This window comes from Pseudoalteromonas piscicida (assembly GCF_002744175.1).
GTDB lineage: Bacteria > Pseudomonadota > Gammaproteobacteria > Enterobacterales > Alteromonadaceae > Pseudoalteromonas > Pseudoalteromonas piscicida_B.
On sequence record NZ_NKHF01000042.1, the window covers coordinates 34,079 to 59,370 of the forward strand.

General features: G+C 43.3%; 24 protein-coding genes. 16 read left to right on the forward strand and 8 right to left on the reverse strand.

Annotated elements, in window-relative coordinates; all coding sequences use genetic code 11:
• Window positions 1–32: 32 nt before the first annotated feature.
• Window positions 33–815, reverse strand: coding sequence for a sporulation protein (locus tag CEX98_RS09760; RefSeq protein WP_099641880.1), 783 nt, complete (start codon window positions 813–815; stop codon window positions 33–35).
• Window positions 816–1,070: 255 nt separating this feature from the next.
• Between CEX98_RS09760 and CEX98_RS09765 the strand changes: the two genes are divergently transcribed.
• Window positions 1,071–2,030: a sensor domain-containing diguanylate cyclase gene (locus CEX98_RS09765; RefSeq protein ID WP_099641881.1), complete on the forward strand. Its 960-nt coding sequence runs from the start codon at window positions 1,071–1,073 to the stop codon at window positions 2,028–2,030.
• Window positions 2,031–2,127: 97 nt separating this feature from the next.
• Window positions 2,128–3,486: a molecular chaperone gene (gene yegD, locus CEX98_RS09770; RefSeq protein ID WP_099641882.1), complete on the forward strand. Its 1,359-nt coding sequence runs from the start codon at window positions 2,128–2,130 to the stop codon at window positions 3,484–3,486.
• 183 nt (window positions 3,487–3,669) lie between these two features.
• Here yegD and CEX98_RS09775 read toward each other — a convergent pair whose 3' ends face one another.
• The 3 genes from CEX98_RS09775 to CEX98_RS09785 form a co-directional block, all read right to left on the reverse strand.
• Complete coding sequence (locus CEX98_RS09775; protein ID WP_099641883.1) at window positions 3,670–4,128, reverse strand: methylglyoxal synthase; 459 nt, start codon at window positions 4,126–4,128, stop codon at window positions 3,670–3,672.
• Window positions 4,129–4,236: 108 nt separating this feature from the next.
• Window positions 4,237–4,872 (reverse strand): LysE family translocator, encoded by a 636-nt coding sequence (locus tag CEX98_RS09780; RefSeq protein WP_099641884.1) that lies wholly within the window; start codon window positions 4,870–4,872, stop codon window positions 4,237–4,239.
• Between the two features lie 11 nt (window positions 4,873–4,883).
• The gene (locus tag CEX98_RS09785; protein ID WP_099641885.1) at window positions 4,884–5,567 is read right to left on the reverse strand and encodes an XRE family transcriptional regulator; all 684 of its coding nucleotides are present in this window, start codon (window positions 5,565–5,567) and stop codon (window positions 4,884–4,886) included.
• Between the two features lie 228 nt (window positions 5,568–5,795).
• Between CEX98_RS09785 and CEX98_RS09790 the strand changes: the two genes are divergently transcribed.
• On the forward strand, window positions 5,796–6,050 hold the full coding sequence (locus CEX98_RS09790) for a helix-turn-helix domain-containing protein (protein WP_099641886.1): 255 nt from the start codon (window positions 5,796–5,798) through the stop codon (window positions 6,048–6,050).
• Window positions 6,051–6,134: 84 nt separating this feature from the next.
• On the opposite strand, the gene putA is transcribed toward CEX98_RS09790, so the two are convergent.
• The gene (gene putA, locus CEX98_RS09795) at window positions 6,135–9,938 is read right to left on the reverse strand and encodes a bifunctional proline dehydrogenase/L-glutamate gamma-semialdehyde dehydrogenase PutA (protein WP_099641887.1); all 3,804 of its coding nucleotides are present in this window, start codon (window positions 9,936–9,938) and stop codon (window positions 6,135–6,137) included.
• Between the two features lie 408 nt (window positions 9,939–10,346).
• Between putA and CEX98_RS09800 the strand changes: the two genes are divergently transcribed.
• On the forward strand, window positions 10,347–10,835 hold the full coding sequence (locus tag CEX98_RS09800; RefSeq protein ID WP_099641888.1) for a winged helix-turn-helix transcriptional regulator: 489 nt from the start codon (window positions 10,347–10,349) through the stop codon (window positions 10,833–10,835).
• Between the two features lie 22 nt (window positions 10,836–10,857).
• A complete protein-coding gene (locus tag CEX98_RS09805; RefSeq protein ID WP_099641889.1) occupies window positions 10,858–11,604 on the forward strand; it encodes an SDR family oxidoreductase in 747 nt (248 codons plus the stop codon).
• Window positions 11,605–11,859: 255 nt separating this feature from the next.
• On the opposite strand, the gene CEX98_RS09815 is transcribed toward CEX98_RS09805, so the two are convergent.
• On the reverse strand, window positions 11,860–12,087 hold the full coding sequence (locus tag CEX98_RS09815; RefSeq protein WP_099641890.1) for a helix-turn-helix domain-containing protein: 228 nt from the start codon (window positions 12,085–12,087) through the stop codon (window positions 11,860–11,862).
• Window positions 12,088–12,475: 388 nt separating this feature from the next.
• Between CEX98_RS09815 and CEX98_RS09820 the strand changes: the two genes are divergently transcribed.
• The 7 genes from CEX98_RS09820 (at window position 12,476) to CEX98_RS09855 (ending at window position 18,787) form a co-directional block, all read left to right on the forward strand.
• Window positions 12,476–12,787, forward strand: a complete 312-nt coding sequence (locus tag CEX98_RS09820; RefSeq protein ID WP_099641891.1) for a 2Fe-2S iron-sulfur cluster-binding protein — start codon at window positions 12,476–12,478, stop codon at window positions 12,785–12,787.
• A gap of 2 nt (window positions 12,788–12,789) precedes the next feature.
• Complete coding sequence (locus CEX98_RS09825) at window positions 12,790–14,196, forward strand: NAD(P)/FAD-dependent oxidoreductase (protein ID WP_099641892.1); 1,407 nt, start codon at window positions 12,790–12,792, stop codon at window positions 14,194–14,196.
• Window positions 14,183–15,388, forward strand: a complete 1,206-nt coding sequence (locus tag CEX98_RS09830) for an NAD(P)/FAD-dependent oxidoreductase (protein WP_099641893.1) — start codon at window positions 14,183–14,185, stop codon at window positions 15,386–15,388. The genes CEX98_RS09825 and CEX98_RS09830 overlap by 14 nt, the downstream gene beginning before the upstream one ends.
• 71 nt (window positions 15,389–15,459) lie before the next feature.
• Window positions 15,460–16,488 (forward strand): S66 family peptidase, encoded by a 1,029-nt coding sequence (locus tag CEX98_RS09835; RefSeq protein ID WP_099641894.1) that lies wholly within the window; start codon window positions 15,460–15,462, stop codon window positions 16,486–16,488.
• Between the two features lie 791 nt (window positions 16,489–17,279).
• Complete coding sequence (locus tag CEX98_RS09845) at window positions 17,280–17,924, forward strand: DJ-1/PfpI family protein (RefSeq protein WP_099641896.1); 645 nt, start codon at window positions 17,280–17,282, stop codon at window positions 17,922–17,924.
• Between the two features lie 96 nt (window positions 17,925–18,020).
• A complete protein-coding gene (locus CEX98_RS09850) occupies window positions 18,021–18,365 on the forward strand; it encodes a hypothetical protein (RefSeq protein WP_099641897.1) in 345 nt (114 codons plus the stop codon).
• A 59-nt stretch (window positions 18,366–18,424) separates the two neighbouring features.
• Window positions 18,425–18,787: a cupin domain-containing protein gene (locus CEX98_RS09855; protein ID WP_242441674.1), complete on the forward strand. Its 363-nt coding sequence runs from the start codon at window positions 18,425–18,427 to the stop codon at window positions 18,785–18,787.
• Window positions 18,788–19,129: 342 nt separating this feature from the next.
• On the opposite strand, the gene srmB is transcribed toward CEX98_RS09855, so the two are convergent.
• Window positions 19,130–20,356 carry an ATP-dependent RNA helicase SrmB gene (gene srmB, locus CEX98_RS09860; protein ID WP_099641898.1) on the reverse strand — a complete coding sequence of 409 codons (1,227 nt, stop codon included), beginning with the start codon at window positions 20,354–20,356 and terminating at the stop codon, window positions 19,130–19,132.
• Window positions 20,357–20,423: 67 nt separating this feature from the next.
• On the opposite strand from srmB, the gene CEX98_RS09865 reads away from it, so the two are divergent.
• A complete protein-coding gene (locus CEX98_RS09865; RefSeq protein WP_099641899.1) occupies window positions 20,424–21,125 on the forward strand; it encodes a tRNA1(Val) (adenine(37)-N6)-methyltransferase in 702 nt (233 codons plus the stop codon).
• A gap of 128 nt (window positions 21,126–21,253) precedes the next feature.
• Window positions 21,254–22,852 carry a hybrid sensor histidine kinase/response regulator gene (locus CEX98_RS09870; protein WP_099641900.1) on the forward strand — a complete coding sequence of 533 codons (1,599 nt, stop codon included), beginning with the start codon at window positions 21,254–21,256 and terminating at the stop codon, window positions 22,850–22,852.
• 46 nt (window positions 22,853–22,898) lie between these two features.
• On the opposite strand, the gene fldB is transcribed toward CEX98_RS09870, so the two are convergent.
• A complete protein-coding gene (gene fldB, locus CEX98_RS09875) occupies window positions 22,899–23,423 on the reverse strand; it encodes a flavodoxin FldB (RefSeq protein WP_099641901.1) in 525 nt (174 codons plus the stop codon).
• Between the two features lie 110 nt (window positions 23,424–23,533).
• Between fldB and xerD the strand changes: the two genes are divergently transcribed.
• Both xerD and dsbC read left to right on the forward strand, forming a co-directional pair.
• Window positions 23,534–24,427, forward strand: a complete 894-nt coding sequence (gene xerD, locus CEX98_RS09880) for a site-specific tyrosine recombinase XerD (RefSeq protein ID WP_172439748.1) — start codon at window positions 23,534–23,536, stop codon at window positions 24,425–24,427.
• A gap of 99 nt (window positions 24,428–24,526) precedes the next feature.
• The gene (gene dsbC / locus CEX98_RS09885) at window positions 24,527–25,264 is read left to right on the forward strand and encodes a bifunctional protein-disulfide isomerase/oxidoreductase DsbC (protein WP_099641903.1); all 738 of its coding nucleotides are present in this window, start codon (window positions 24,527–24,529) and stop codon (window positions 25,262–25,264) included.
• The last annotated feature ends 28 nt before the right edge of the window (window positions 25,265–25,292 follow it).

The following is a 25,292-nucleotide window of genomic DNA, read 5'->3' on the forward strand; positions in this document are numbered from 1 at the left end:
TTAATTCAATTGGTATAATACACCTATACACCTTAGCAGTTTGCCTCGAGGATGTCATAGATAGCGTCCGCTAATTCCTCGATGTCTTCTTCGTCAATCACTAATCTGGCTTTTGACTCATCAAGGTCGAGCGCTTCTGCAAAGAAGCCTTTGAAGCCACGAGCTTTACGATCGATTTCAAAGATGACCTCAAGTTGTTCACCACGATTAAAGAACACCACTTCCACTTCGTCAAAGCGACCATGAAAGTCACCTGCTATTGTTTTAAACTCTAATTCTTGTACAAATGGAAGACGTGAGAATGATACCTCGTCAATGCCTTCACAATCAGATTCATAGAGTTTAAAGCCAAGGGCTTCTATCGCGTCGATAACCGCCTGTTGTAGCGCATTAGGAACGATGTGCAAATAATCCCTATCTGATTTATCCAGCGCCATATCAATATCGAGATTAGTGGCAATCCAAGTTTTCGATTGTCCCACGGTCAGAGGGGTTTCTTCAGCTAGCTCCAGTGCAAATGGAATTTGCTTTTCATCGCCAGGTTCAATAGTGAACTGCTCATTGATATGAAACGCAGCTAGGGTATGGTTTTTGGTGACGGTGATCGTCTCTCCTTCACTGTCTTCTTTTTCAACGGTGTAGTTACACATTACCTTAAGATCTATCTTGTTGATCTCTTGAGCAACTTTTCCACCTTTGATAATAACCGTTCCAGAAATTTCTTCGCCAGGGAAGGCTTGATGATGATCTAAAATGGTATCTACTTTTGCTGCACCGATACCAACCGCGCCAAGGGCTTTTTTGAAAAAAGACATATTCATCCTTATTTATGTTGTGACCTTCCATCATGGAAAGTGTTGCCGTGTCGATTATAGGAATTATTATTGATTCGTCAATGGCTTTCCTTACACAAGCGCAATGCTTTGAAAATAATTTTTTATGATTTACTCAGTTATTAATCATAATTCGAAAAATTGGTATATTCTTTTTATAAAGATAGCCTTAAACGAGCTTAGTTCATTAGCATGTACCCAGTAGTTATATTCAAGCTTATAGGATGGTGGAACAAAATGTTGCATGGCCTAATGATACCGGAGCGCCGTGCTTCCTATCCAGCGTCCGCTGTGCAGCCAAGCTATGAAGAGCTAGCATCAACATTAAGCGCAATGCCGGATCTGATGTTTGAGTTGGACGAACAAGGCCGTCATTGGGATGCCAGAATACTACGCCCCGAATTACTTGTTGCGCCGGCCGAACAGCTCATTGGACATACCGTTGCTGAGGTGATGCCTGAGGCTGCGGCTAACACTGTGATGCAAGCGCTTAAAGACGCGAAACAAAACGGTTACTGTCATGGCTGTCATATTCATTTACCCACAGCCATAGGTGAGCGTTGGTTTGAAATATCAATTGCACGTAAAGTGGTAAACCCAGATGAACCCCATGAGTTGACACGTTTTATTGTGCTTTCTCGTGATATTAACGAGCGCAAATTAGAGTATCTAGAAGCTGAAAAGCTTGCTTATCATGACCAACTGACAGGACTTCCTAACCGACATATTCTCCATCATGGTTTGATGGATAAGCTTTTTACTCAACAACAAAGAGGCTGCTACAGCGCAGTATTATTTTTAGATCTAGATGATTTTAAACAGGTCAATGATTCCTATGGTCATCATACGGGAGACTTACTGCTTAAGGCCGTTTCATTGCGGTTAAGCGCCTCAGTAAGGCAAGATGATGCGGTGATCCGTTGGGGGGGCGATGAGTTTATCATTATTATTACTCACCTTTCTCCCAAGCTGCAAGACGCTGAGCTTCAAGTTGCGACGATTTGTCAGCAAATAATAGACAAAATAGATAAACCTTACTTGCTTGAGGAACAAAAAGTATCATGCAAAATCAGTATCGGTGCTTGCCTGTTTAACAACCTCGATGTTGGCATCGAAACTGTTGTCCAATGTGCAGACGCGGCAATGTATCAAGCAAAGCAATCAAACCACGAAAAGTATGCGTTTCACGTCAGTTAATAACAGGGCGTGTTTATTATCATCACAGTGGAAATTCATCTGACAATAGCGCCAATCATGATACACTTCGCGACTTTTCAGCAGTTCGAGGTAGAGAATGAAAGTCGGGTTTGATTACGGAAGTTCCAATTGTGCGATGGGTGTCATGCAAAATGGGGAAGTAGACTTACTGCGCCTTGAACAAGATAAAGCTTATCTGCCCTCCACTATGTATGCGATGCACAATGCGTTGATCCCTACTTTTGTTAATCGTCACCTTAATGGCGCGGATGTCGATTACACACAATCTCGTCAAGGTTTACTCAATGTCGCTCAGCAGGCGAAACGAGATTTAGACCTTACCCCACAAGAAACGGGGGTATTTTTCGGCCAACAGGCGATCAGTGAATATATCGAGTTCCCCGAAGAAGGCTTCTTCGTAAAGTCGCCAAAGTCTTTCTTTGGTGCGGTTGGACTTAAGCCCCAACAAATCGCATTTTTTGAAGACATCGCTGCGGCCATGATGATTGAAATAAAACATCGGGCTGAGTCGCAACTACAACAAACCATCACAGATACGGTAATAGGCCGACCGGTTAACTTCCAGTCTGTAGGCGGTGAAGAAAGTAACCAGCAAGCTATCAGTATTCTAACTACAGCTGCAAAGCGAGCCGGGTTCAAGGAGGTAGACTTCCTATTTGAGCCATTGGCCGCTGGGATTGAATACGAAAGCCGCCTTACCCAAGATAAATTAGTATTGGTGGTCGATATTGGCGGTGGTACGAGCGACTGTTCGTTTGTACGTATGGGGCCGAGCTTTCGCAATAACAGTCAACGACAGCAAGACTTCTTGGCGCATACAGGCAAACGTGTTGGTGGTAATGACTTAGATATTGCCTTGGCATATCATCAACTCATGCCGTTGTGTGGCCTAGGTTCCACCCTGGGCTCAGGGTTGCCAATGCCAAGCCAGTTATATTGGCAGGCATGTAAAATCAACGACATCCAATCTCAGTTAGACTTTTACAGCGACAAACTAACCCGTGAATTACAAAGTATGTTACGGGATGTGGCTGAGCCCGATAAACTGGCGAGATTGCTCTGTATTCAGCAAAACAAATTGACTCATCAAGTGGTGCGTGAAGGTGAGCTTGGCAAAATCGCGTTGTCTGAACAGGCTCAGTTTAATGCCGATCTGGGTTTTATTGAGCCCCACTTAGCACAAACGTTTACGCAGCAGGATTTTGCCGATTCCGTGATGTCGAACCTAGAACAAATGGGGGCGCTTGCCAAAGAAGCCATCAACCAAGCAGGGGCTAAGCCTGATGTGATTTATTTAACTGGTGGTAGTGCGCAGTCTCCTTTGCTAAAGGCTACATTGGCACAGCAAATTGGAGATATCGACATGGTCAATGGTGATAACTTCGGTAGTGTTACCGCTGGCTTAACTAAGTGGGCGGACAAGATATTTAACTAACCTGAGGTTTGGGTAAATAATGCGCCAACTCAGCGTTTTTAAAATCACCTTAAAGTATTTTCTGATCTAGCCAGAGCGCTTTGGGGGGAGCACCGCTTGTGCATCTTGCTCTCGTTCAGGTTAACTAGCCTTACTTATAATCAAAGAAGCGGTAATAAGCCGCTTCTCCTTAGTGCGATTGTATCAATCCAAACGGCTAGCAAGATACTGCTCGTAGTCTGGCAAGTGCCTTTCAATTGGTTGGTTCATTTTATCACAGGCCATTAGTAAATCTGCCGTCGCTTCATTACACGCAACGGGAATATTCCATACCGCAGCCAGTCTTAGCAGTGCTTTCACATCAGGATCGTGAGGCTGAGATGCCAGTGGGTCCCAAAAGAAAATCAGCACATGAACATCTTGCTCAGCGATTTTTGCACCAATCTGTTGATCGCCACCCATCGGGCCGCTAAACAGTTTAGTTACCGTAAGCCCTGTATTTTTTTCAATAAGATTACCTGTTGTGCCAGTGGCATAAAGCTTATGCTGTTTAAGGCTGGTTAAATGAGTCTTACACCAATCAAGCAGCGCAGGTTTCATTCCATCGTGTGCCACTAAAGCAATATGCTTTTTAGCCGGCAGCGGTTGTGAACGTTTTTGCATCAACAATACTCCTATGAGTGTTATCTAGACCCAAGTTATATCAACCAAACTGCTGCAAAAACAAACTTGAAAGATAAACAGGCCCTAACTTTCTATTCTGAGTTCTGGCTAAAGTAGCAAATTAACCGCCAGCGCAATAAAAATCATGCCAGAGATACGATCGATCCAAATAGGTGCCGCCGGATGCTGCCTAAAGTAACGCGCAATTTTATCGCCACCGTAAATATACAGGCAGTCAATGGGGAAGGCTAAAATTGGGTAGAGTAGACCAAACATTGCCAGTTGCACAGTCGTGGAGGTTGCCAAGCTACTGTCCACAAATTGAGGAATAAAAGCGATGAAGAAGAGCGCCACCTTTGGGTTTAACACTTCGGTCATCATTGCCTGAAACATCACATTTTTGCGCTTTTTAGTGCTGACATGTGGTTTGTCTTCACAATCAAGTTGTGACGTGCCTAGTGTATCTTTGATGGTCATGATACCTAGGTAGGCCAAATAAGCTGCGCCGAGATACTGCACTGTGGCATACGCTGTTGCGGATGCTTTTAATAATGCCGACAAACCGATAACGGCAAACAAAGTATGGACAACCCCACCTAGTGCAAATCCCAGTGCACTTTGCATACCTGCAACGCGACCATTGGTGAAGGTTTGCGCCATTAAAAAGGCATTTGAAGGCCCAGGCGCCACCGCTATCACAGTACTGGCGATTAAAAATGAAAGTAAGTATTCAAGGTTTAGCATCGCTGTTCTTATTATATGAGGTCTTTACCAATCCATACCACTTTACCGAGGATCTCCAATTGCTCTAATTCATTCGGCATAACAACTTGTTCCTTGTATTCTTTATTATCACTTATTAATCGTACCGAACCATCAAAGTTCTGCTGCAAGCGCTTAGCATAAAGCTCTTCGCCAAGCCGAACGACATAGATCAGCCCTTCACTGAGTTTTTTGTCGGATAGATCAACCAAAATGGTGTTGTTGTTATGTATGGTAGGCTCCATCGAGTCGCCTTTTGCAAACACCACAACAAGTTGTGACTTATCTAGATTTTTAAACTCAATCCATTTTTTTCTGAATGCAAGATAGCGAGCAACTTCAGCATTTTGGTTAAATGCGCCATACCCAGTACTTACAGAAACATGGTAACCAGGTACAACGATGAAGTCCTCATTAAACTCATCCAGTGAAATGCTTTGCTGAACAATGGGTGATTGGCTATTACAGTCAATAGGCACACCGGTTACTAACCACATTAGGTCGACATTAGCTTGTTTTGCAATACGCTCAATAACGCTAAGCTTAGGATCTTCACCTTTTAATATTCTGCGCAGTGTTCCTTCTGATACATCAATTTTTAACGCAAAAGCTCTAATACTGTCTGGCTTGATCGCATATTCTACGCGTTCCGCTAGGCTCATGAGACTTTGTTCCATGCGTTGCCTCTTAAACAATGATACGTGTGCGTCATTATATGGACTATTTTTTACGAAGTAAAATCATTTGCGACGCAAAAAAGATCCATTTTTTCGTTGAAATGCGTAAAAAATAGATCTATCATCTTCATTAAATTACGCAGTTGATGCATTTAGTCAGTTTTTTGCGTAAATAAATGACTAGGCTTTACTTCATTTATTTGCGCAACTTTTTAAGGAAAGAGTGTGATGTTAATGAGCCAACCATTAATTTGTGAACGTGCACCATTAGGTGCGGCAATATTAAGATTTGCGCGCCAAGCTCGAGGTTTTACACAAGCTGAGTCGGCCGCAAGCTATGGTATTGAAGAGCGGACGCTTAGAAGGTGGGAAAACAACGAGTATAACCCTAAATGGAATGACGTTATCGCGTTAGTTGAAGATGTTTATTTAATGGATATTGTAAACGTGATCGTAGGATTAAGAACATCCAATGCTGCGTAAAAAATAAAAGCCAGCAAAAGCTGGCTTTTATAATACCAATTGAATTAATTCAATTGGTATTAGATGCAATAGTAAATCGCGCTATTACTCTTCGTCTTCAACCAAGGTCATCAGTGATGTATTACCACCAGAAGCGGTAGTATCAATACTAATGGTTTTCTCGGTAATTAGACGATTAATTAAGGTGTCATAGTACTCTGCACTGATCACAGGAAGGATTGCACCTTTACGCTGTGCAAGTTGCTGTGAGAAGTAACCCAAGCGTGAAGAGCGAGCTGCAACCACAGCACCAGATAGGTGAGGGTGTGCCAAGATCGCTTGTAGCTGATTCTGCTTCGCAACTTGGAATACACCTTCAGCAACACCGGTAGAGATAAACTTATCTCTAAACGCTAACGCTTCTTCATAGAACAGGTCTGACGCTACTGTAATAACCGTATTACCTGCAGCAAGTGCGGTAATAATTGAAATCGCCCAGAAATTGAACGAAGTACTCTTATCGGCATATGCTACAACGCATCCACGTGGTTCTAAGTGAAGTGTATTCGACTCACCAGTAGGCCCAGGAAGCGTAGTGTAAGTACGCATACGCTTTTCTAAACGGTTTAGCTGTGCACGGGCATCAGAAAGCGTTAGTGCAAGGTCATCGGCTAGTTCGTCGATGATATCAACCGTTGCTACCTTTGCAAGCAACTGACGTACCGCAGAAACACGATCATTCAATGCGGTACGACGCCAGATCTTTTCATCACGCATTGAGTTTTGCATTAGTTTCTCAACTTGCTCAACCGCGCCTGGGAAGTGGTGGATCTCCAACTCATCAGGCGATAGATCTGTCATTTGCACGTTGTCTGGAGAGGCTTTTTCTTTCACCAAACGCACGAGATAGTTTGGACCACCTGCTTTTGGACCAGTACCAGACAGACCGCGACCACCAAATGGTTGCACGCCTACGATTGCACCGATCATATTGCGGTTTACGTAAACGTTACCAGCACGAGACATCTTCGCTAGGTATTCACAGCGCTCTTCGATACGCGAGTGGACACCCATTGTTAGACCATAACCAGTACCGTTGATCTGATCGATAACGTTATCTAGGTCTTCAGCTTTAAAGCGCACAATATGCACAACAGGACCGAATACTTCACGTTTAAGTACAGACAGATCAGAGATTTCGTATAAACGTGGTGCAAAGAAGTAAGCACCGTTTTCGCTGTTGTCTGGTATGTTAGCTTCGAACAATAACTTGCCGTTGCTCTTCATAAACTCAACATGGTTTGTCAGCGTATTCAGCGCTTTTTCATCGATCACAGGACCAATATCAGTTGAAAGTTGTGAAGGGTCACCCACGTGCAGCTCTTTTAACGCACCTGTTAGCATTTCTATAATGCCATCAGCAACATCGTCTTGTACAAATAACACGCGCAATGCAGAACAGCGTTGTCCTGCGCTTTGGAAACCAGAAGAGATAACATCATCAACAACTTGTTCTGGGAGTGCTGTAGAGTCAACGATCATACAGTTTTGACCGCCGGTTTCAGCAATAAGCGGAACTTGAATGTCGTTGCGTCCAGCTAGAATTTGCGAAATCAGTGTGCCCGTCTCAGTTGAGCCGGTGAACATTACAGCTTGAATACGCTCATCTGGCACCACATGCTTACCCACTTCGCTACCGCGCGCGATAACAGGTTGTACAACGTGCTCAGGTAAGCCTACGGTGCGCATCAACTCGATACAACGTAACGCAATCATACTGGTTTGTTCAGCCGGTTTTGCAATAACGGTATTACCAGTGACGATTGCAGCTGCAACTTGGCCTAAGAAGATCGCAAGTGGGAAGTTCCACGGGCTAATACATAAAATAACGCCACGGGCTTCAAAACGCTCGTCTTTTGATAGCTCTTCTGCGCGCGCAGCATAGTAACGACAGAAATCAACGGCTTCACGTACTTCATCGATGCTGTCTTGGGTTACTTTACCTGCTTCTTTAATACAGATAGCAACCAGTTCATCGTGATGACGCTCAAGTATATCTGCCACACGGCGGAGTAAATTTGCACGTTCTTCGACAGGGGTTTGCGACCACTCTGCAAAAGCCTCATCAGCGTTCTTCAGAGCGTTTTTCATATACTCTTCATCATGAAGAGGAATCGCACCAACGACTTCTTTGTGGTTAGCAGGGTTGCGAACGGCAAGATAGCCTTCAGGAACGCTACTTTCGTCGATTCTGTGTTCTTCAAACCAATTATCAAGGTTTTCTTTAAACGGTGTCAGATCATTGATATCTGTAAGATCCTTACCTTTTGAGTTTGGTCGTTCATCGCCATAAAGCTCAATCGGTAGTTTGATCTGCGTGTTATAACGGTTACGTAAACCTTGCAGTGTTTCTACTGGGTCTGGCAATAATGCTTCCACCGGTTTTGTAGTATCAACAATGGCATTTACGAATGAAGAGTTTGCACCGTTTTCAAGTAAACGTCTTACTAGGTAGGCGAGTAGATCTTCGTGTTGGCCAACTGGCGCATATACGCGACACTGGATCCCTTCACGCTCAACGATTTGATCGAAAAGTGATTCACCCATACCGTGTAAGCGCTGGAATTCGAACCCTTTATTGTCCCCTTTTGCAACTTCTAAAATAGTCGCAGCGGTGTATGCATTGTGCGTTGCAAATTGAGGGAATAGTACATCGCGTGCTTCGAGTAACTTAATAGCACAAGCTTTGTAAGATACGTCGGTAGTTGCTTTACGTGTAAATACAGGGAAGTGTTCAAGACCATCTTGTTGTGTGGTTTTGATTTCAGTATCCCAGTAAGCCCCTTTTACTAGACGTACCATGAGTTTGCGGCCTACGCGGCGAGCAAGTTCTGCAACCCATTCAACAACAAAAATCGCACGCTTTTGATAAGCTTGTACTGCAAGACCAAATCCGTTCCAGCCGTCTAACTCAGCATCAGAAAATACTGCTTCAATAACGTCTAAAGAGATGTCTAAGCGATCTGCTTCTTCAGCGTCAACCGTGAAACCGATGTCGTACTTTTTGGCCTCTAGCGCCAATGACTTAAGCTTAGGTACAAGCTCATTCATTACACGCTCGCGGTGTGTAAATTCAAAGCGAGGGTGAATTGCTGAAAGCTTAACTGAAATACCAGGACTCTTGACCGGACCACGACCTTGAGCCGCTTTACCGATGGCGTGAATGGCCTCTAAATAGCTGTCATAATAACGCTCGGCATCACGCATTGTGCGTGCGGCCTCGCCTAGCATGTCGTAAGAATACACATATCCTTTTTGCTCTTTATCAGCAGCACGATCGATTGCATCTTGGATGGTTTCACCCATCACAAACTGCTTACCCATGATCTTCATCGCGTAATTAACAGACTTACGGATCACAGGTTCACCAAGACGACCAATAGTACGCTTTAATACGCCAAATTGTTCTTCTTTATTCTTGTCTGAATAGTTGACCATTTTACCGGTGACCAGTAGTCCCCAGCTTGACGCATTTACGAATAGCGAGTCGCTACTACCAAGGTGAGAACTCCAGTCTCCATTGGCAAGTTTGTCTCGAATTAAACTGTCTTGCGTTTTTTTATCTGGTACACGAAGCAGGGCTTCGGCCAAACACATTAATACTACGCCTTCCTCAGTCGAAAGAGAGAATTCGTTTAAAAGCGCGTCAACACCGTTTTGACCATCTTGGTCTTTACGAATGTTCAACACCATTTGACGTGCACGTTCCCATGCTCGGCTTCGAGCTGTAACGCCTACCTCAGCTAAAGGTAAAATATGATCAATTACGGCATTCTCGTCGATGCGGTAAAAATCACGGATCTTTTGTCGGATAGGACAGTTAGTTGTCAAATCGCCGTTATAAAGCATAAGCAACCCTCAAAAATTGGAGTCAAAAATACATGTAATTCGCGCCTGTTTATTAAATAACACCGTTGATGTAGTGATCATTTAACTGCATCTAAAACTAATGCAAAACCAAGTAACCGTGATGATTACTGATACTTAAGTTTTTTAAACAGGGAGCCTCAATTACGACAAAATGATGCAGTCACATTGCTAACCATAACACACAAACAAGTGTGTTCAACTTTTAGCCAGAATGCACAATATAAATGTTCGAACAGAGCGGTATTATGAATGAAATTAGCCACTTTGCCCTTTCTCGTTAATTTCGTGGGCATTCTATCGAAAAGACAGCAGAATATGCTGTTTTATTTTTTCTTAATACGGTAAATTTGCGGGTAATCTCAAACCCTCACAAAATTTTATGCTGATATGACGACTTCCATTAAAACTCGAGTATTAGACCGCATTGATTTAGCTATTCTAGACGCACTGCAGCGTAATGCTCGGATCTCAAATGTGAATTTGGCGAAAGAGGTCAATTTGAGCCCCAGCCCTTGCCTTGATAGAGTAAAAAAACTTGAGGCTGAAGGCTATATTGAAGGATATACCGCAAGGCTCAATGCCGCGAAATTAGGGCAACATTTAGTGGCTCATGTTGAAATTACATTAAAAAGTTCAACGGAAGAGGTATTTGATATCTTTAAGCAGCATATTGTTGATATTCCAAATGTTGTTTCTTGTGACATGGTGGCAGGTGGATTTGATTACTTAGTAAAAATCCGAGTTCAGGATATGCGCCAATATCGAGAGGTTCTTGGTCAAATTGTTGAAATCCCGGGTGTAGGCACTAATCACACCTATATGGTAATTGAACACGTTAAAGAAGATATGGGTGTGGAAGTACTGAATTATCAGTAGTTACAGGTAAAGGAGTGGTTGAATGCAAAAGGTAGTACTTATCACCGGTGCGAGTCGTGGTATTGGCGCTGCAACAGCCTGTTTGCTCGGACAGCGAGGATATACGGTTGTTATTAATTATAAGCAAAATGCGGATGCGGCACAGAGCGTAGCCAATACAATCGTTGATAATGGTGGCAAGGCCCACATTGTTCAGACAGACATCACCGATGAGCAAGCCGTTGTGGCTATGTTTGAAAAAATCAAAACTGAAATTGGCACCGTGACACATCTTGTGAATAACGCTGGGGTATTAAGTACGCAAACTCGCGTTGAGGAAATGACTGCTGAGCGCATAAACCAAATGCTCACGAGTAACGTCACGCCATATTTTATTTGTGCCCGCGAAGCGATTAAACATATACGCTTGAGCGATAATCCAGCACAGTGTGCGATTGTAAATGTCTCGTCGGCTGCTTCTTATTTAGGTGGCGCAAATGAATATGTTGACTATGCAGCGGCAAAGGGCGCCATAGATAGTTTCACTAAAGGGTTATCCTTGGAGCTTGCACAGGAACAGGTCCGCGTTAACTGTGTGCGGCCTGGGTGTATATATACCGATATTCATGCTGATGGCGGAGAGCCGAATCGAGTCGACCGTCTTGCCAGTGCCTTACCGCTAAAGCGAGGTGGAACTGCACAGGAGGTTGCCAACGCTATCGCTTGGCTACTGAGCGATGAGGCGAGCTTTACTACTGGCGGTTTTATCGACTTGGCGGGGGGCAAGTAACTTGTAGTAATCGGTGGTGGCGTGATAGTCACCATGCTCGTCGATGATAAAGTGAGGAACTTACCCCACAACCTTAAACCTCAACATATTGGTATAATGCCTCGGCATTTGAGTCTGATTGTGTATTGTTTTCAAAGGGGAAAGGTAAAAAGCCAATAGAAGCACCCTGATAGATACAAGCTGGATCCAGTGTTGGCAATCCAAAAGATTGTATTCATATTGGGTGCGCTGATTGTCCTCACAAACAAAGCATCATTAGATAAACTGTTCATGCAGCTCCTTATTTATCCTTGCCAAACTTTGCTCTAACTTTGCTTTTTCCTGCATTAATTTTTGCCAACGTGTTTGTTGCTTTGCGGTTGACTGACGCAGGGCGTCATAGAGCCTTCTTTGTGGTACATGGTACGCTTTTGCGGCTTGTGAAGGGGTCAGCATGTCATTTAGCACGGCATGAACCGCGGTTTCTAGCTTTGAAATAGCCATTAGCCTTCCTCCTGTTCTGCAGGTTTTATTTTAGTTTCGTGTATGGGCCACACGCTAATATCCAAATGCCAAAGTAAATACATTGTTTGGTAGAAGGTATACATAGTATTGCTCCTTTTGCGTTAATACATATTGAGGTAAGGAAGAACTATGCCAAATTTATAAATTAATATATTTCAATTGGTTAGATTGTTTTTGTACTGTGGAGCAGACACTATTGCACAGCTTTAGTGAGAAACCCGCCGTGGTTGCACCGAATTGAGCATATTTAAGCCGAGTGTGCCAAAAAGTTAACCTGGATCAAGTTAACGTAAATAAAGTAAATATTTTGTTTATTTTTAATATTTGGATAGTAGGCTTTGTGCGACTTAGTTGAAGGAGCATTTTTATGTCTGAATTATCAAGAACACAAGATATAACAGAGCCAGAAGGGTTACAGTTTCAAATTCGAGTAAATGAAGAAACGGTTAACGCGTGTGATGGCGAAACGGTTTTGTCTGTTCTATTGGCGGCAAACTATAAGCAAATTATGGAAAACGATCGTCAGGCTGTATCAGGTGCCTATTGTGGTATGGGGGTTTGTCATTGCTGTCAGGTGACAATCAATAAGCAACATAAACAAAAAGCTTGCCAGACGTTGGTACAACCAAATATGCAAGTTGAAACAAAGCAGAATCGCTTTAAGCAAGCAGGAGCATAAGCATGTCAACTTGCCAGAAGGAAAAGATTGTAATAGTTGGTGCCGGTCCTGCGGGGGTCAGCTGTGCGGCCGAACTTGGAAAATACTCTATCCCGAGTACTTTAGTAGACGAAGCGCCAAAAATTGGTGGGGTGATCTATCGTGGTCCACTCAGACAAGCGACAAAGCTTCCCCATTTAGATGAAAATCTCAAACGCTCTATGGCCGCGCTCAAGGTGCGCTATGAGCATCAAAAGCAACATATTACTTTGCAGTCACAAACCAAGGTACTTGGACCGGAAGGGAATAGTGGTTTGCTATTACAGACGCAAAACCAGATCACCCAACTAGACTATACCAAACTTGTGCTGGCAACAGGCTGTCATGAGCGCAGTGTACCGTTTGAAGGATGGCAATTACCCGGTGTTATGTTGATGGGCGGAATGCAACTTCAGCTGAAAAGTGGGCTGGTACGCCCAGGTAAAAAAGTGGCTCTAGTCGGAACTGGACCATTGTTGCCACTCGTCGCTTGTCAGTTACATAAATCGGGGGCACAAGTAGTTGGCGTCTTCGAAGCCAGTCGCTTTAGCGAGCTTGCCAAAGAAACCGTTGCGTTAATGAATAAACCTAAGCTGACGCTTTCGGGTTTGAGCATGTTGGCGTATCTGAAAAAGCATAATATTCCTTTCAAGTATGGCTATGGAATAGTAAAAGCCGAAGGGCATGACAAGTTATCTAGCGTGACGGTAGCGCCTTATGATGAGCAGTGGCATGCCGACTTATCTAAAGCTCAACATCTTGAGGTGGATAGTCTTGGAGTGGGTTATGGCTTTGTTGCCCGTACACAGCTTGCCATGTTGCTGGGGTTATCGCATCAGTACACTACCACAAACGGTTACGTGCCCATGCTGGATGATAACTTAAGAAGTAGCTTAAACCAGATTTTTGTATGTGGTGATACCAACGGTTTACTCGGGGCTGAAGCGGCCATTATAGAGGGTAAGATGGTAGCCACAATGCTGGCCTATGAACAAGCTTGCTTGAGTGAGGCAGATTTTCACAAGCGAATGCGCAAGCTCAAGTCAAAACGTAAACAAGCTCAAAAATTTAGAGCTGGATTTGATCGATTTTCGGCTAGAAGAGAAGGCTTATTGGCATTAACACAGCCCGACACCGTTGTTTGTCGCTGTGAACAGGTAAAACGCCATCAACTAGATCTTGCACTGCAACAAGGTGCCAAAGATTTATCTAGCGTCAAGATGAGAACGCGTATCGGTATGGGAGACTGCCAAGGTAAAATGTGTTCGAGCTACGCATTAGACCGACTGCACGCGGCAGGGCACCTTGACACTTTGGGGGTTATTAGACCTAGATTCCCACTTGACCCTATCCCATTTACTTTGTTGGAGAACAATCATGAAGCAGTATGATGTAGTTATTGCCGGAGGCGGCGTAATCGGCGCTGCTTGTGCATATTTTTTGAGTCGCGATACTGACCTAAAAATCGCTCTAGTTGATCTGAAAAAGCCGGGCAATGCTTCCCGTGCATCCGCTGGTGGTTTATGGGCGATTGGCGAGTCGGTTGGACTTGGGTGTGGTGTTATTTTCTTTAAAACACTCTCCAAATTACAAAGCGAAGGGGAAACTGAAGCTGCTGAAACATTGCGCCCACACCAATTGCCGGAGTGCTTTTTTGAGTTGGCATTGAAGTCGAATGACTTATATCCAGATCTCTATGAAGAAATGCTCACGCGACATGGTGTGGACTTTAAATTTGAGCGCACGGGATTGAAATTCATCATGTATAACCGCGATGATGAAATTTATGCCGACAGTATCGTGTCTGGTATTCCTAATTTGTCATCGCAGATCCGCTGGTTAGACCAACAACAACTGCGTGAAGAAGAGCCACATATCACCCCTGATGCCATCGGTGCGATAGACTTTATCTGTGATCACCAAGTAAACCCTTATCGCCTTGTTGACGCTTATACTGAAGGGGCACGTCAAAATGGCGTAGCGCTATATCTAAATACGGAAGTATTAGAAGTACTTCGTGAGGGTAACAAAGTGGTTGGCGTTAAGACCCAAAGTGATACTTTGCGCTGTGATACCTTGATCAATGCCTCAGGCGCATGGGCAGATGATATTTATCATCAAGCGACAGGAAAACACATGCCTGTGTATCCAGTTAAAGGCCAAATTGTTTTATCTGAACGCATGCCCAAAGTACTTAACGGATGTATCAGTACGAGTGATTGCTATATAGCGCAAAAAGATAATGGGGAGATTTTGATAGGCTCTTCTACAGAAGAAAAAGGTTTTGATACAACCAATAGTCTAGATAAAATCACCGAGTTGTCACAAGGTGCTATGAAGTGTTTGCCGGTGCTAAAAGAGTCCAGCATTAAGCGCTGTTGGGCAGGACTTAGACCTGGCACTCCCGATGAGTTGCCAATTTTAGGGCCTGTTGATGGAGTAGAGGGCTACATTAATGCTTGTGGACACTTTAGAACAGGTATTTTAATGTCGGCCATTACTGGCACGCTGATTACTGAACTAATGACAGGTAAACCTACCTCTGTTGATTTAGCTCCGTTTCGCGTTGAAAGGTTCGAATAAGTATTTGATTCTGTTGTCTTAATGGGATATATCTAATTGTTTATGAGTATTTCATTAAGGCAGAATAAACGGTGCAATTACGCAAGCCTAAAAAACTAAACCGAGGTGATACCCTTGCGGTTGTATCACCTAGCTGGGGTGGCCCAGGTACATTTCCCCTTATCTTTGAGCAAGGGTTAGCAAACCTACGTGTGCTTGGTTTTAATATTGTTGAAATGCCATCGACTCGAACCGCTCCAGACGTGCTCTTTTCTCAGCCACAATTACGTGCAAAGGATATTAATGATGCCTTTGCCGATCCAAATATTGCTGGGATTATTTCTTCTATTGGTGGTTCAGACTCCGCGCGGATCCTGCCTTATTTAGATAAATCCGTTATCTTGAATAACCCCAAGTTTATGATGGGCTATTCTGATTTTTCCACGCTTACCACATTATTAAACCAATGGGGAATGGTCACCTTTAACGGCCCATCGGTCATGGCTGGTTTCTCCCAATATCATAATACTAGTGCTGAGTACCAAGCCTATTTAGCGCAGGCGCTGCTAGGTGAAGTCCATTATCCAATATTCAAAGCCTATTCTCATGGGTATCCAGAGTGGGCGATACCAGAAAACGTCGGTAAGTTGCATCCCATAATTGCAACCAATGGTCCAAAAGTACTGCAAGGTAGGGGGCAAGTGGAGGGACGGCTATTTGGTGGCTGTTTTGAAGTGATGGAGATGCTAAAAGGCACACAATATTGGCCATCGCCATCCTTTTGGCAGGATAAACTGCTGTTTCTAGAAACCTCTGAGGACAAACCCAGTCAAGACTATGTTCGTTTTTGGTTACGTAACTATGGGGTAATGGGTGTGTTTGAGAAAATCTCCGGTTTAATGATTGGCCGCGCACGGGATTACAGTGAAAGTGAAATGACAGCGCTTGATGAGGTGATTTTATCTGTTGTACGTGATGAGTTTGGCTGTGAGAGTTTACCCGTAATAACTCGGCTGGACTTTGGTCATACCGATCCGCAGTGGATTTTACCGTTAGGAATACAGCACCGCTTGGATCTTGATAGCTTCAGTCTAGATGCGATAGAGCCGGTATTTGATTAGTTGTAGCGGCTCATAGTTGATTTTTGCAGATGAGATGAACAGGTTTGAACTTCATCTGATTGGGGGCTACGAGGGGCGTTGGTGATCCCAATGGGAAGTTTGGTATTAACGACTGTACGGGGGAAATCCGTGACTATGAATTATTTGCAAATGTTTAGGCCTGCATGTAGTTTCTTTGAAGTTAAAGGATTTATCGACCGGTAGAAACTGAAATGGACGCTGTCGTGTCATAGGTCTAACCAACCGCTCCAAGGTGACAAGTAACCGGCCAGAGCGGGGCATTATAGCTAGGGAGGTTTCGATGTATTTCATTGCTGCGTTTGGAATTTTGATGATGTGTTTGAGCTCAATGATGATCGTGAGTCCAAATTATTGGTCAAATGGAATAATAGAGTTCAGTAAAAAGCCATATTTCCACTGGTTTGAGGTGATAACTCGCCTAATTGCGGGATGTGGGTTTGTCCTTTTTAGTAAATCGACAATGTACCCTCGGCTAACTCTAGGAATTGGGTGTTTACTTATTGCTGTTGGAATTGGACTTATTATTACAGGCTCAGTCAGGCACAGAACGTTTGCTATTTGGTCTGCTCGAAAATTTAAACGTATATTTAGACCAGCTGGCTTCGGCTCTTTTATATTTGGCATCTTCTTGATTTATATATCAACCATAGGTGTAATTGGCGACTAACACAGATAAACCTTCTTCGGTTAAGTAAGCATAACAGTAGAAAGAAGGATAACCATCTTTAACGTTATGCGAATCATGAGAACAACGAAAGAGATAAAAATTTATGTATAAAGTTGGCGTTGTTATATTTGATGCTTTCACAGATGTAGACTTTTTTCTTATGTATGACTTGCTGGGGCGAACATCCGATAGTTGGACGGTTAGCATATTGGGAACTAAACCTGAACATAACTCCCACCTAGGTATAAAAGTTAAAACAGACGGACATGTTTCAGAAGTAACAGATCAAGATGTAGTTCTTATCACGAGTGGAAAACTTGGTATTCCAGCAGCGATTAAAGATACTGAATTTATGTCACGAATGAACCTTGACCCAAATAATCAGCTAATTGGTTCAATTTGTGCGGGGTCATTTATTCTTCATGAGCTAGGTCTACTAAAAGGTAAGCCATTAACGACTAATCCTGATGCTAAGGATGTTCTGCAAAGTATGGGGGGAGATGTGCAGGACCTACCTCTCGTGGTAGAGGGTAACATAGCCACTGCTGGAGGTTGTCTTTCACTAATGTATCTCATTGGTTGGCTGGCAGAGCGGCTGTTCGACTCGAATAAGCGAAAAATTATACAAAATCAGTTAATTCCAGCTGGGCAATTAGAACTTTTTGAGGAGCTCATTGCTACCACTATTCAATCAGCCGAGTTGGAAAACTCGCATAAAAAGTGTTTAAGGCAGATCCCCAATGCTTAGCATTTTTAACGCTCTCGTTGGGATTTGTGTTTAAGGTGGTAATCTATAGTTTCGTGGTGACGTTACTCACTACTTAATAGGATGTTATGTAGCCATATGAAATCAAGCTTTGTATTCTTAATTTCTTGTTTTATCAGTTTTAATTGCTTTTCAAATGAAAGTGTAGAATTCACTATAAATGCCAATAAAAGTGGTAATGAGTTTCTTATTACTGCAAAAGGTAAAACTGATAATGCTAGTGAGTTACTTGACAGCTGGTTAAAAAAAGCCAAGGAACTTTGCGGTGCAAGAGAGGTTGAAGTTGAACCGAACGATGGTAAACCTATCGTCAGTAATACTGGTTGCGGAGACGCGATAAAAATTGAAAATGGCATCCAAAAATGTGAGCTTATTAAGGCAGCTGTTTTCGGTAAGGTGCTGTGCGTTGCTGTTAGAAGATAGCTTTTAGTCTGCTATTTTGTGTCGTTTACGGCAAGGCGTTATGCCTAAGGAGGAATATTATGGATAGATACATTGTTACTAAATCTGAAATTGAAGCCTTTTCAGGTATCTCTAAAACTCACTTTTTGAACTCTAAAGCAAAGCGGGTTAACAAGTCATTGGGTGATTTAACAGGGCTTACTGGTTTCGGGTTTCATATCATAGAAATTCAACCAAACTTTGAATCCACAGAGACTCACATGCATTACCATGAGGACGAGTGTATTTATATTTTAGACGGACAGGCTGAGGCTCATATTGGCAATGATGTCTTTCTTGTTTCTGCGGGTGATTTCATAGGTTATAGAGCTGGGGGGAAATCTCACAAGCTTGTGAATAGCGGTGAAACTACCTTACGGTGCATTGTTGTTGGCCACGTTTAGACCATGATGTTGCAGATTATACGAACTTAGAAAAACGCATATACAGACAAAAAGGAATGCCTTGGAACCTGGTAGATATAACTAATATTGATGAGCCGCAAGGTGGAAAAAAGGTATAATAAAGCATGTAACGGTGATTTCTTAGGCTTGTCGGTTCAAAGTATGGCAAGCGTGCGTCACACCTGAAAGCGGCGTTGAATATCCGCAATTAACACATTTGCGACGGTTAGACTTTACTCAGTTCTCTCAACCAAATCTAACAGCACAAGCGACGACTTATTCTGATTGCGTGCTTGTTTAGATTAACAGAAAAAACCAGCGTATTGACGCTGGTTTTTTTGGTTACTTTTTCTTTTTGGCTTTTGCTGCTTTCTTTTTCGCTTTGATTTTAGCCGGGTCCTTTTTCTTTTTCGGAGCTTTGGCTTCTTTGTGTTTAGGCTCTAGGCCTTTAATAACACGGCGTTTGAGCTTTTGGTCTGTATAGCGTTCCACTTTGCCGAGCACTTCTGCATCGTGCGCTTCAACCAAAGAAACTGCGGTACCTTTTTTACCAGCACGACCTGTACGACCAATACGGTGTACATAAATATCCGCGGTACGTGGCATATCAAAGTTAATTACATGGCTTATATCCGCAACATCAATCCCTCGGGCCGCAACGTCTGTTGCCACAAGAATCTTTGTTTTACCACTGTGGAAGCTTGCCATGGCTGCCATGCGCTTGTCTTGCGGCATTTCACCGCGAAGCCATGTCGTTTTAATACCTTTAGCAAATAACTCACCCACCAAGGTTTCAAGCCTCTCACGGGTTTTAACAAACACAACTGCCTTAGTCACTTCTTCATCATCCAGCAATTGCGCTAATAAGTTAACTTTGTGCTCATAGCTATCTGCTAGGTGAACCCATTGGTGAATTTTCCCCTTTTCTTTGCGAGAAGGAGTGGCTTCAAGGAGAGCGGGGTCTTGCAAAATACGCTCTGCAAACTTCTCAACACTTTCACCTTCCAATGTAGCAGAAAATAAAAAACACTGACGGCGGTTTACGGCCTCTGAGCAAATGCGCAGCATTTCTTTTCTAAAACCCATGTCGAGCATACGGTCGGCTTCATCTAAAATCAGCAGCTCTACGTTTTCAGCATGGAAGTTTTCAGTTTCAAGATATTCCATCAAACGACCAGGCGTTGCGATAAGAATGTCGTTATTCTTTTCGAAGATTTCTTTGTGGGTGCCGTAGTTAATACCGCCAGTCACCACGCCAATTCTAAGGTTAACTCCCGCGGCAAGCAGCTCGCACTGCTCGTGTATTTGGTAAGCAAGCTCACGGGTTGGGGTCATGATAAGCACACGGGCAAAGCCTGGCTCACGACGGGGAAAATCTAGCAAATACTGAATCGCAGGGATCAAGAATGCAGCGGTTTTACCCGTACCGGTTGGTGCGCTGGCGAGAATATCTCGGCCAATCAACGCTTCAGGAATAGCCATCTGTTGAATGCTAGTGGGCGTTTCAAAGCCCATTTTCTTAATCGCACTAATCAGCTTGCCGTCTAAATCAAATTCAGTAAATTGCATATTGCATCACAAATAAAGGACAATAGCGGAATTATACGTTGCTATTGCATTTTCTCAAAGGTATAGGATGTCTCAGTTTGCATTTAAACAGTTTTCGGTGACTCAACATCATGCGGCAATGAAGGTTTCGACCGATGGAATTTTACTTGGTGCTTGGGCGCCGCTCTCACAAGCTCGCACTGTTATAGATGTTGGCTCGGGTACAGGCTTGATAGCGTTGATGTGTAAGCAACGTAATCCAAACTGCCTAGTGCATGCTGTAGAACTCGACGACAGTGCGCTTCTTGATGCAAAGCACAATATTGCACATAGTCCATGGCCTGACATTAAGTTACATCACATGGCTATCCAAGACTTTGAAACTACTGAACCGTTTGACTTAATGGTGTCAAATCCTCCCTATTTTAATGCCAGTCTAAAAGGGCAAAATATGGCAAGAAATCGTGCTAGGCATACCGACAGCTTAAGTTTTGGCGAATTACTGGATGCGTTTGCAAAGCTGACCACAGACCGCGGCCAACTTGCGGTAATTTTACCCGTTGAAGAGAGCCGTTTATTTTGCCAATTGGCGAGTACGCGTGGTTTGTCACAGGTGGCGAGTTGCGCTATCAAAACGACGCCAAAAAAGGCGGTGTCTCGGCGACTTATATTAATAGGCAAATGTCCGCCAGCTAAAAGTGTAGAGCAAGAGTTGGTGATCTATGATTTGCACAACCAATATACCGATGATTTTGTTTCTTTGTGCCAAGCATTTTACCTAAAAATGTAAGCCAATTTTTTGCTTATCTTTTAATTTATCTTCTACACTCTGATTGAGAAATAGCATACATAAGATCTGAGAAAACATAGACTGATTACTATTAAACCCCAAGTTCTATCGCGCTGGTGTGGATATTAATGAAAAAGGCAGAGATCCCAAATAACGAGGAAGGTCGTCTCAGGGCATTGAGAGAGTATAAAGTATTAGATACAACTGCAGAGGCAAATCTTGATGAAATAACGCAGTTGGTGTCTGAGATCTGTGAAACCCCAATCGCTCTGATAAGTTTGATTGACTCAAACCGCCAATGGTTTAAATCTAAGGTGGGATTAGATGTGGATGAAACGCACAGAGATATTTCATTTTGCTCCCATGCAATTTTGCAAGAAGATATCTTTGAAGTGCAGGATGCGTTGGAAGACGAGCGTTTTTTTGATAACCCATTGGTGACCGGTGGTCCTAAGATCCGACACTATGCTGGTGCCCCCCTTATCAGCTCTGGTGGATATAAAGTAGGCACCATTTGTGCCATCAGTGACAAACCTAAAAAGCTCACAGACCTACAAAGAAAAACCTTGGTGACGCTTGGGAGACAAGTGATCCGTCAGCTTGAGCTTAGAAGAGAGGTCAATGTACTAAAACTGCTCAATGACTCTAAAGACAGTTTTCTCTCTGATATCAGCCATGAGCTACACACCCAGTTAAATGCAGTAATTGGTTTTAATGATGTGGTGCTTAACTCGAAAGAGGCTGCCGGGTTTTCTGATGCGACGGTAAGCTACTTACAAAATATTGAAGCGGGAGGCAGCAAGTTACTTTCCGTAATTGATTCCGTTTTAGAGCTGGAATTAATTGAAGGAGACAAAGTACAGTTCGAACCAACGCCTTGTTCTTTACCTGAGATACTCAAACAATCGACTGCCAAATTCGCCACAGACGCAAAACAGCGCAATATAAAGATATCTTCTTCTATTACGGGGGCACATCAAGGCCAAGTGTTACATCTAGACAAAAATAAGCTGGCTAGAGTGCTTGATACTTTATTAGATATTGCACTAAAGAGCAGTGAATCTGGTCAAGAAGTTATGCTGCGCGCGTTTGTGATCGGCAGTGAGGTTCAATTTATTATTAAAGACAGTGGCCGGGGACTTTCAGCAACAGAGCAAACGAATTTGTTTGACCGTTTTAGTATGTTTGAGGAGCGCAGTAACTTCGGTGCGGGTTTAAGTTTGTGTGTGACTAAGTCATTGATAGAAATAATGAATGGACGGATCAGTGTTTCGAGTCAAGAGGGGGAAGGAACTGAAGTTGTGTTTATTATTCCATGTGTAATTGATGGCGAGTCAAAAGTTACTCCTCCACCTAAAACTGAGCACATTGCGATTTTCTATCATCACATTGGCGTCATTGAAGATAACCCGCTTAATCAGTTATTGATCACAGCAATACTTGATAAGCTTAATTGTAGCTACGATGTTTTTGAGTCGGCAGAAGATTACTTTGAGGCGGCAAAAGAAACGCATTTTGATATGATTTTTATGGATGTTAATTTGCCGGGGATGAATGGCACAGAAGCGGCGCAGTTGATTAAACAAGAAAACGCAAGGTTGCCTATACTTGCGATCACAGCTGATATCTTTTTGACCCAAGCACAGAATGAGGTGTTTGATAATGTGATCCATAAACCCTACAAACTGTCTCAAATTGAGACCGCATTGAGTCAATTTTACAGTTAAGATTGCGATGTGAGTTAACACTTGCTGAGCGTCAACTCACACGCTGCTACTGCTCTAATGTTACATATTCCGTCATTATTTGCTCAATCCAAGTGGCAATACGCTCGTCGCTTTTGTCGTATTGGCTGTCTTCGTCCAATGCCAGACCCACAAAATGAGACTGGTCGTCAGTGAGTGCCTTTGATGCTTCAAACTCATAGTCATCAGAGTTTGGCCAGTAGCCAATGAAGGTGACATCTTGTGGCGCAACTTTCTCGTGTAGCATGCCTAATGCATCTTGAAACCACTCACCATATCCCTGTTGGTCACCCATACCAAACAGCGCGATCACTTTACCGTTTAAGTTAATCGCTTCAATGTCGTCCCAGTGAGATTCCCAATCCTCTTGTAGTTCGCCAAAATCCCAAGTCGAGATACCAAAAATTAGGAAGTCAAACTGCTCTGCTTTTTTTAACGGCTCGTCCTTAATATTGAATAAAGTTACGGTATCTTTGCCGATAATTTCTTGAATCTTTTCTGCGGCCATTTCTGTGTAGCAGGTAGTCGAGCCGTAAAATAACCCAATTTGCATTGTATTTATCACTTTCAATTTGACTGGTATTATAGGGGGCAAGTCTACATCATGACGTTAATAATTAATACAGGTAGCCTGTGAGCGAATACCAACCAGCCACACATAACATGTCTGATGCGCAGTTAATCGAGTTTTTCTTAGATGCGCTCTTTTTAGAGCAAGGACTGAGCGAAAATACGATAGCGGCCTATCGCAGCGATTTAGAAAAGTTTCTCCTATTTGTGTCAGAAGCAACTTCCCACGACTCGCTATTGGCAATTACTAATCAAGATGTTGAAGCTTATCTGGCCCATCGAGTCGACAAAGGGCTAAAAGCGAAAAGTAATGCCAGGGCCATCAGTGCGCTAAAAAGATTTTACTTGTATTGGGTTCGAGAAAAACACATTACACAGTCTCCACTCGATACTATTGCGCAACCTAAAACAGCGCCATCGTTACCTAAGACCTTATCGGAACAAGAGGTCGAAGCATTATTAAATGCCCCCGATTGTGAAGATCCAATGGGGCTGAGAGACAAAGCGATGTTGGAGTTGTTGTATGCGACGGGCTTGCGGGTGACTGAGCTGGTGGGGTTGAGAATGGAACAGGTCAACTTGCGCCAAGCGGTGGTCCTTGTTCGTGGTAAGGGGGGGAAGGAACGATTAGTACCGATGGGCGAAGAAGCATTGCATTGGATTGAACAGTTTCTTAAAAAAGGGCGTGGGCTGATGATTAAGCATGCGACCGACTTCGTCTTTCCTTCTAAGCGCGGGATCGGCATGACACGACAAACTTTTTGGCATCGCATAAAACACTATGCTATTTTGGCAGACGTTAAGTCGCCGTTATCGCCACATACGTTACGTCATGCTTTTGCAACACATTTACTGAATCATGGCGCTGATCTTCGAGTTGTACAGATGATGCTTGGCCATAGCGATTTGTCGACGACTCAAATTTATACGCATGTTGCCAGCGAGCGTCTTAAGACCTTGCATCAGCAGCATCATCCAAGAGCTTAATTTTTGTTACTTGGGAATTTTTTATTGTTACTCCGGTCTTAGTGAGTAGCAGAAGGGAGCCTAAGCGTTTCCTCGAATAACAGGTTTAGAGAGAACAGAATGAAAAAACTAATTATTGCCGCTTCATTGGCTTTGAGTTTCGGCGCGTTTGCTGAGCAAGTGGAGAGCCCTACGGCTGCTGCGATGGGAGCAGACCCAATAACATCACAATTTAGCGGTTTAGGGATTGTGGTAAAAGAAATCAAAGACAGCCCACTTGCTGGTTTGAAAACCGTGATCACCGACAAAGGCGTTTTATACTCAAGTGCCGATGGTAAATATTTGATCCAAGGTACGATGATTGACCTTGAGAACCGCCGTAATATTACTGAAAACGCATTGAGTGATGTGCGCAAATCTGGGATTGCTGAATACGCAGATTCTATGATTGTTTATAAAGCAGAAAATGAAAAACATCAGATCACGGTATTTACTGACATTACTTGTGGTTATTGCCGTAAGCTACACCGTGAGCTTGAAGACTACCTAGCTGCAGGGATCACCGTAAAATACCTTGCCTTCCCTCGTGGCGGCTTGCATGGTTCTGGTTATGAAGATCTGAAAAACGTATGGTGTGCTAAAGATGCACAAGCTGCGCTAACAGAGGCTAAAGCAGGTGGCGAAGTTAAACAAGTTGAAAACTGTCAGGCACCTGTTGCAGAGCATTACCAGTTAGGCCAAAGTTTTGGTATTTCAGGTACGCCGGCAATTATTCTCGAAGATGGGTCGATGATCCCAGGCTACCAGCCAGCAGCGGCAATTGCACAGATGTTAGACGCTCAAAGCCCTAAGTCTTAACGACAATTACGCTGACATGGAGTTCATT

What these genes read in the sequence shown, in the direction of transcription:
- fldB (WP_099641901.1), bottom strand. Translation starts at nt 23,423, where the DNA reads ATGCAAATTGGGTTATTTTACGGCTCGACTACCTGCTACACAGAAATG.
- CEX98_RS09775 (WP_099641883.1), bottom strand. Translation starts at nt 4,128, where the DNA reads ATGCAAAAACGTTCACAACCGCTGCCGGCTAAAAAGCATATTGCTTTA.
- CEX98_RS09805 (WP_099641889.1), top strand. Translation starts at nt 10,858, where the DNA reads ATGCAAAAGGTAGTACTTATCACCGGTGCGAGTCGTGGTATTGGCGCT.
- yegD (WP_099641882.1), top strand. Translation starts at nt 2,128, where the DNA reads ATGAAAGTCGGGTTTGATTACGGAAGTTCCAATTGTGCGATGGGTGTC.
- CEX98_RS09865 (WP_099641899.1), top strand. Translation starts at nt 20,424, where the DNA reads ATGTCTCAGTTTGCATTTAAACAGTTTTCGGTGACTCAACATCATGCG.
- CEX98_RS09870 (WP_099641900.1), top strand. Translation starts at nt 21,254, where the DNA reads ATGAAAAAGGCAGAGATCCCAAATAACGAGGAAGGTCGTCTCAGGGCA.
- putA (WP_099641887.1), bottom strand. Translation starts at nt 9,938, where the DNA reads ATGCTTTATAACGGCGATTTGACAACTAACTGTCCTATCCGACAAAAG.
- CEX98_RS09855 (WP_242441674.1), top strand. Translation starts at nt 18,425, where the DNA reads ATGGATAGATACATTGTTACTAAATCTGAAATTGAAGCCTTTTCAGGT.
- CEX98_RS09825 (WP_099641892.1), top strand. Translation starts at nt 12,790, where the DNA reads ATGTCAACTTGCCAGAAGGAAAAGATTGTAATAGTTGGTGCCGGTCCT.
- dsbC (WP_099641903.1), top strand. Translation starts at nt 24,527, where the DNA reads ATGAAAAAACTAATTATTGCCGCTTCATTGGCTTTGAGTTTCGGCGCG.
- CEX98_RS09850 (WP_099641897.1), top strand. Translation starts at nt 18,021, where the DNA reads ATGAAATCAAGCTTTGTATTCTTAATTTCTTGTTTTATCAGTTTTAAT.
- CEX98_RS09800 (WP_099641888.1), top strand. Translation starts at nt 10,347, where the DNA reads ATGACGACTTCCATTAAAACTCGAGTATTAGACCGCATTGATTTAGCT.
- CEX98_RS09785 (WP_099641885.1), bottom strand. Translation starts at nt 5,567, where the DNA reads ATGGAACAAAGTCTCATGAGCCTAGCGGAACGCGTAGAATATGCGATC.
- CEX98_RS09765 (WP_099641881.1), top strand. Translation starts at nt 1,071, where the DNA reads ATGTTGCATGGCCTAATGATACCGGAGCGCCGTGCTTCCTATCCAGCG.
- CEX98_RS09780 (WP_099641884.1), bottom strand. Translation starts at nt 4,872, where the DNA reads ATGCTAAACCTTGAATACTTACTTTCATTTTTAATCGCCAGTACTGTG.
- CEX98_RS09760 (WP_099641880.1), bottom strand. Translation starts at nt 815, where the DNA reads ATGTCTTTTTTCAAAAAAGCCCTTGGCGCGGTTGGTATCGGTGCAGCA.
- CEX98_RS09820 (WP_099641891.1), top strand. Translation starts at nt 12,476, where the DNA reads ATGTCTGAATTATCAAGAACACAAGATATAACAGAGCCAGAAGGGTTA.
- CEX98_RS09845 (WP_099641896.1), top strand. Translation starts at nt 17,280, where the DNA reads ATGTATAAAGTTGGCGTTGTTATATTTGATGCTTTCACAGATGTAGAC.
- CEX98_RS09830 (WP_099641893.1), top strand. Translation starts at nt 14,183, where the DNA reads ATGAAGCAGTATGATGTAGTTATTGCCGGAGGCGGCGTAATCGGCGCT.
- CEX98_RS09815 (WP_099641890.1), bottom strand. Translation starts at nt 12,087, where the DNA reads ATGGCTATTTCAAAGCTAGAAACCGCGGTTCATGCCGTGCTAAATGAC.
- xerD (WP_172439748.1), top strand. Translation starts at nt 23,534, where the DNA reads ATGTCTGATGCGCAGTTAATCGAGTTTTTCTTAGATGCGCTCTTTTTA.
- srmB (WP_099641898.1), bottom strand. Translation starts at nt 20,356, where the DNA reads ATGCAATTTACTGAATTTGATTTAGACGGCAAGCTGATTAGTGCGATT.
- CEX98_RS09790 (WP_099641886.1), top strand. Translation starts at nt 5,796, where the DNA reads ATGTTAATGAGCCAACCATTAATTTGTGAACGTGCACCATTAGGTGCG.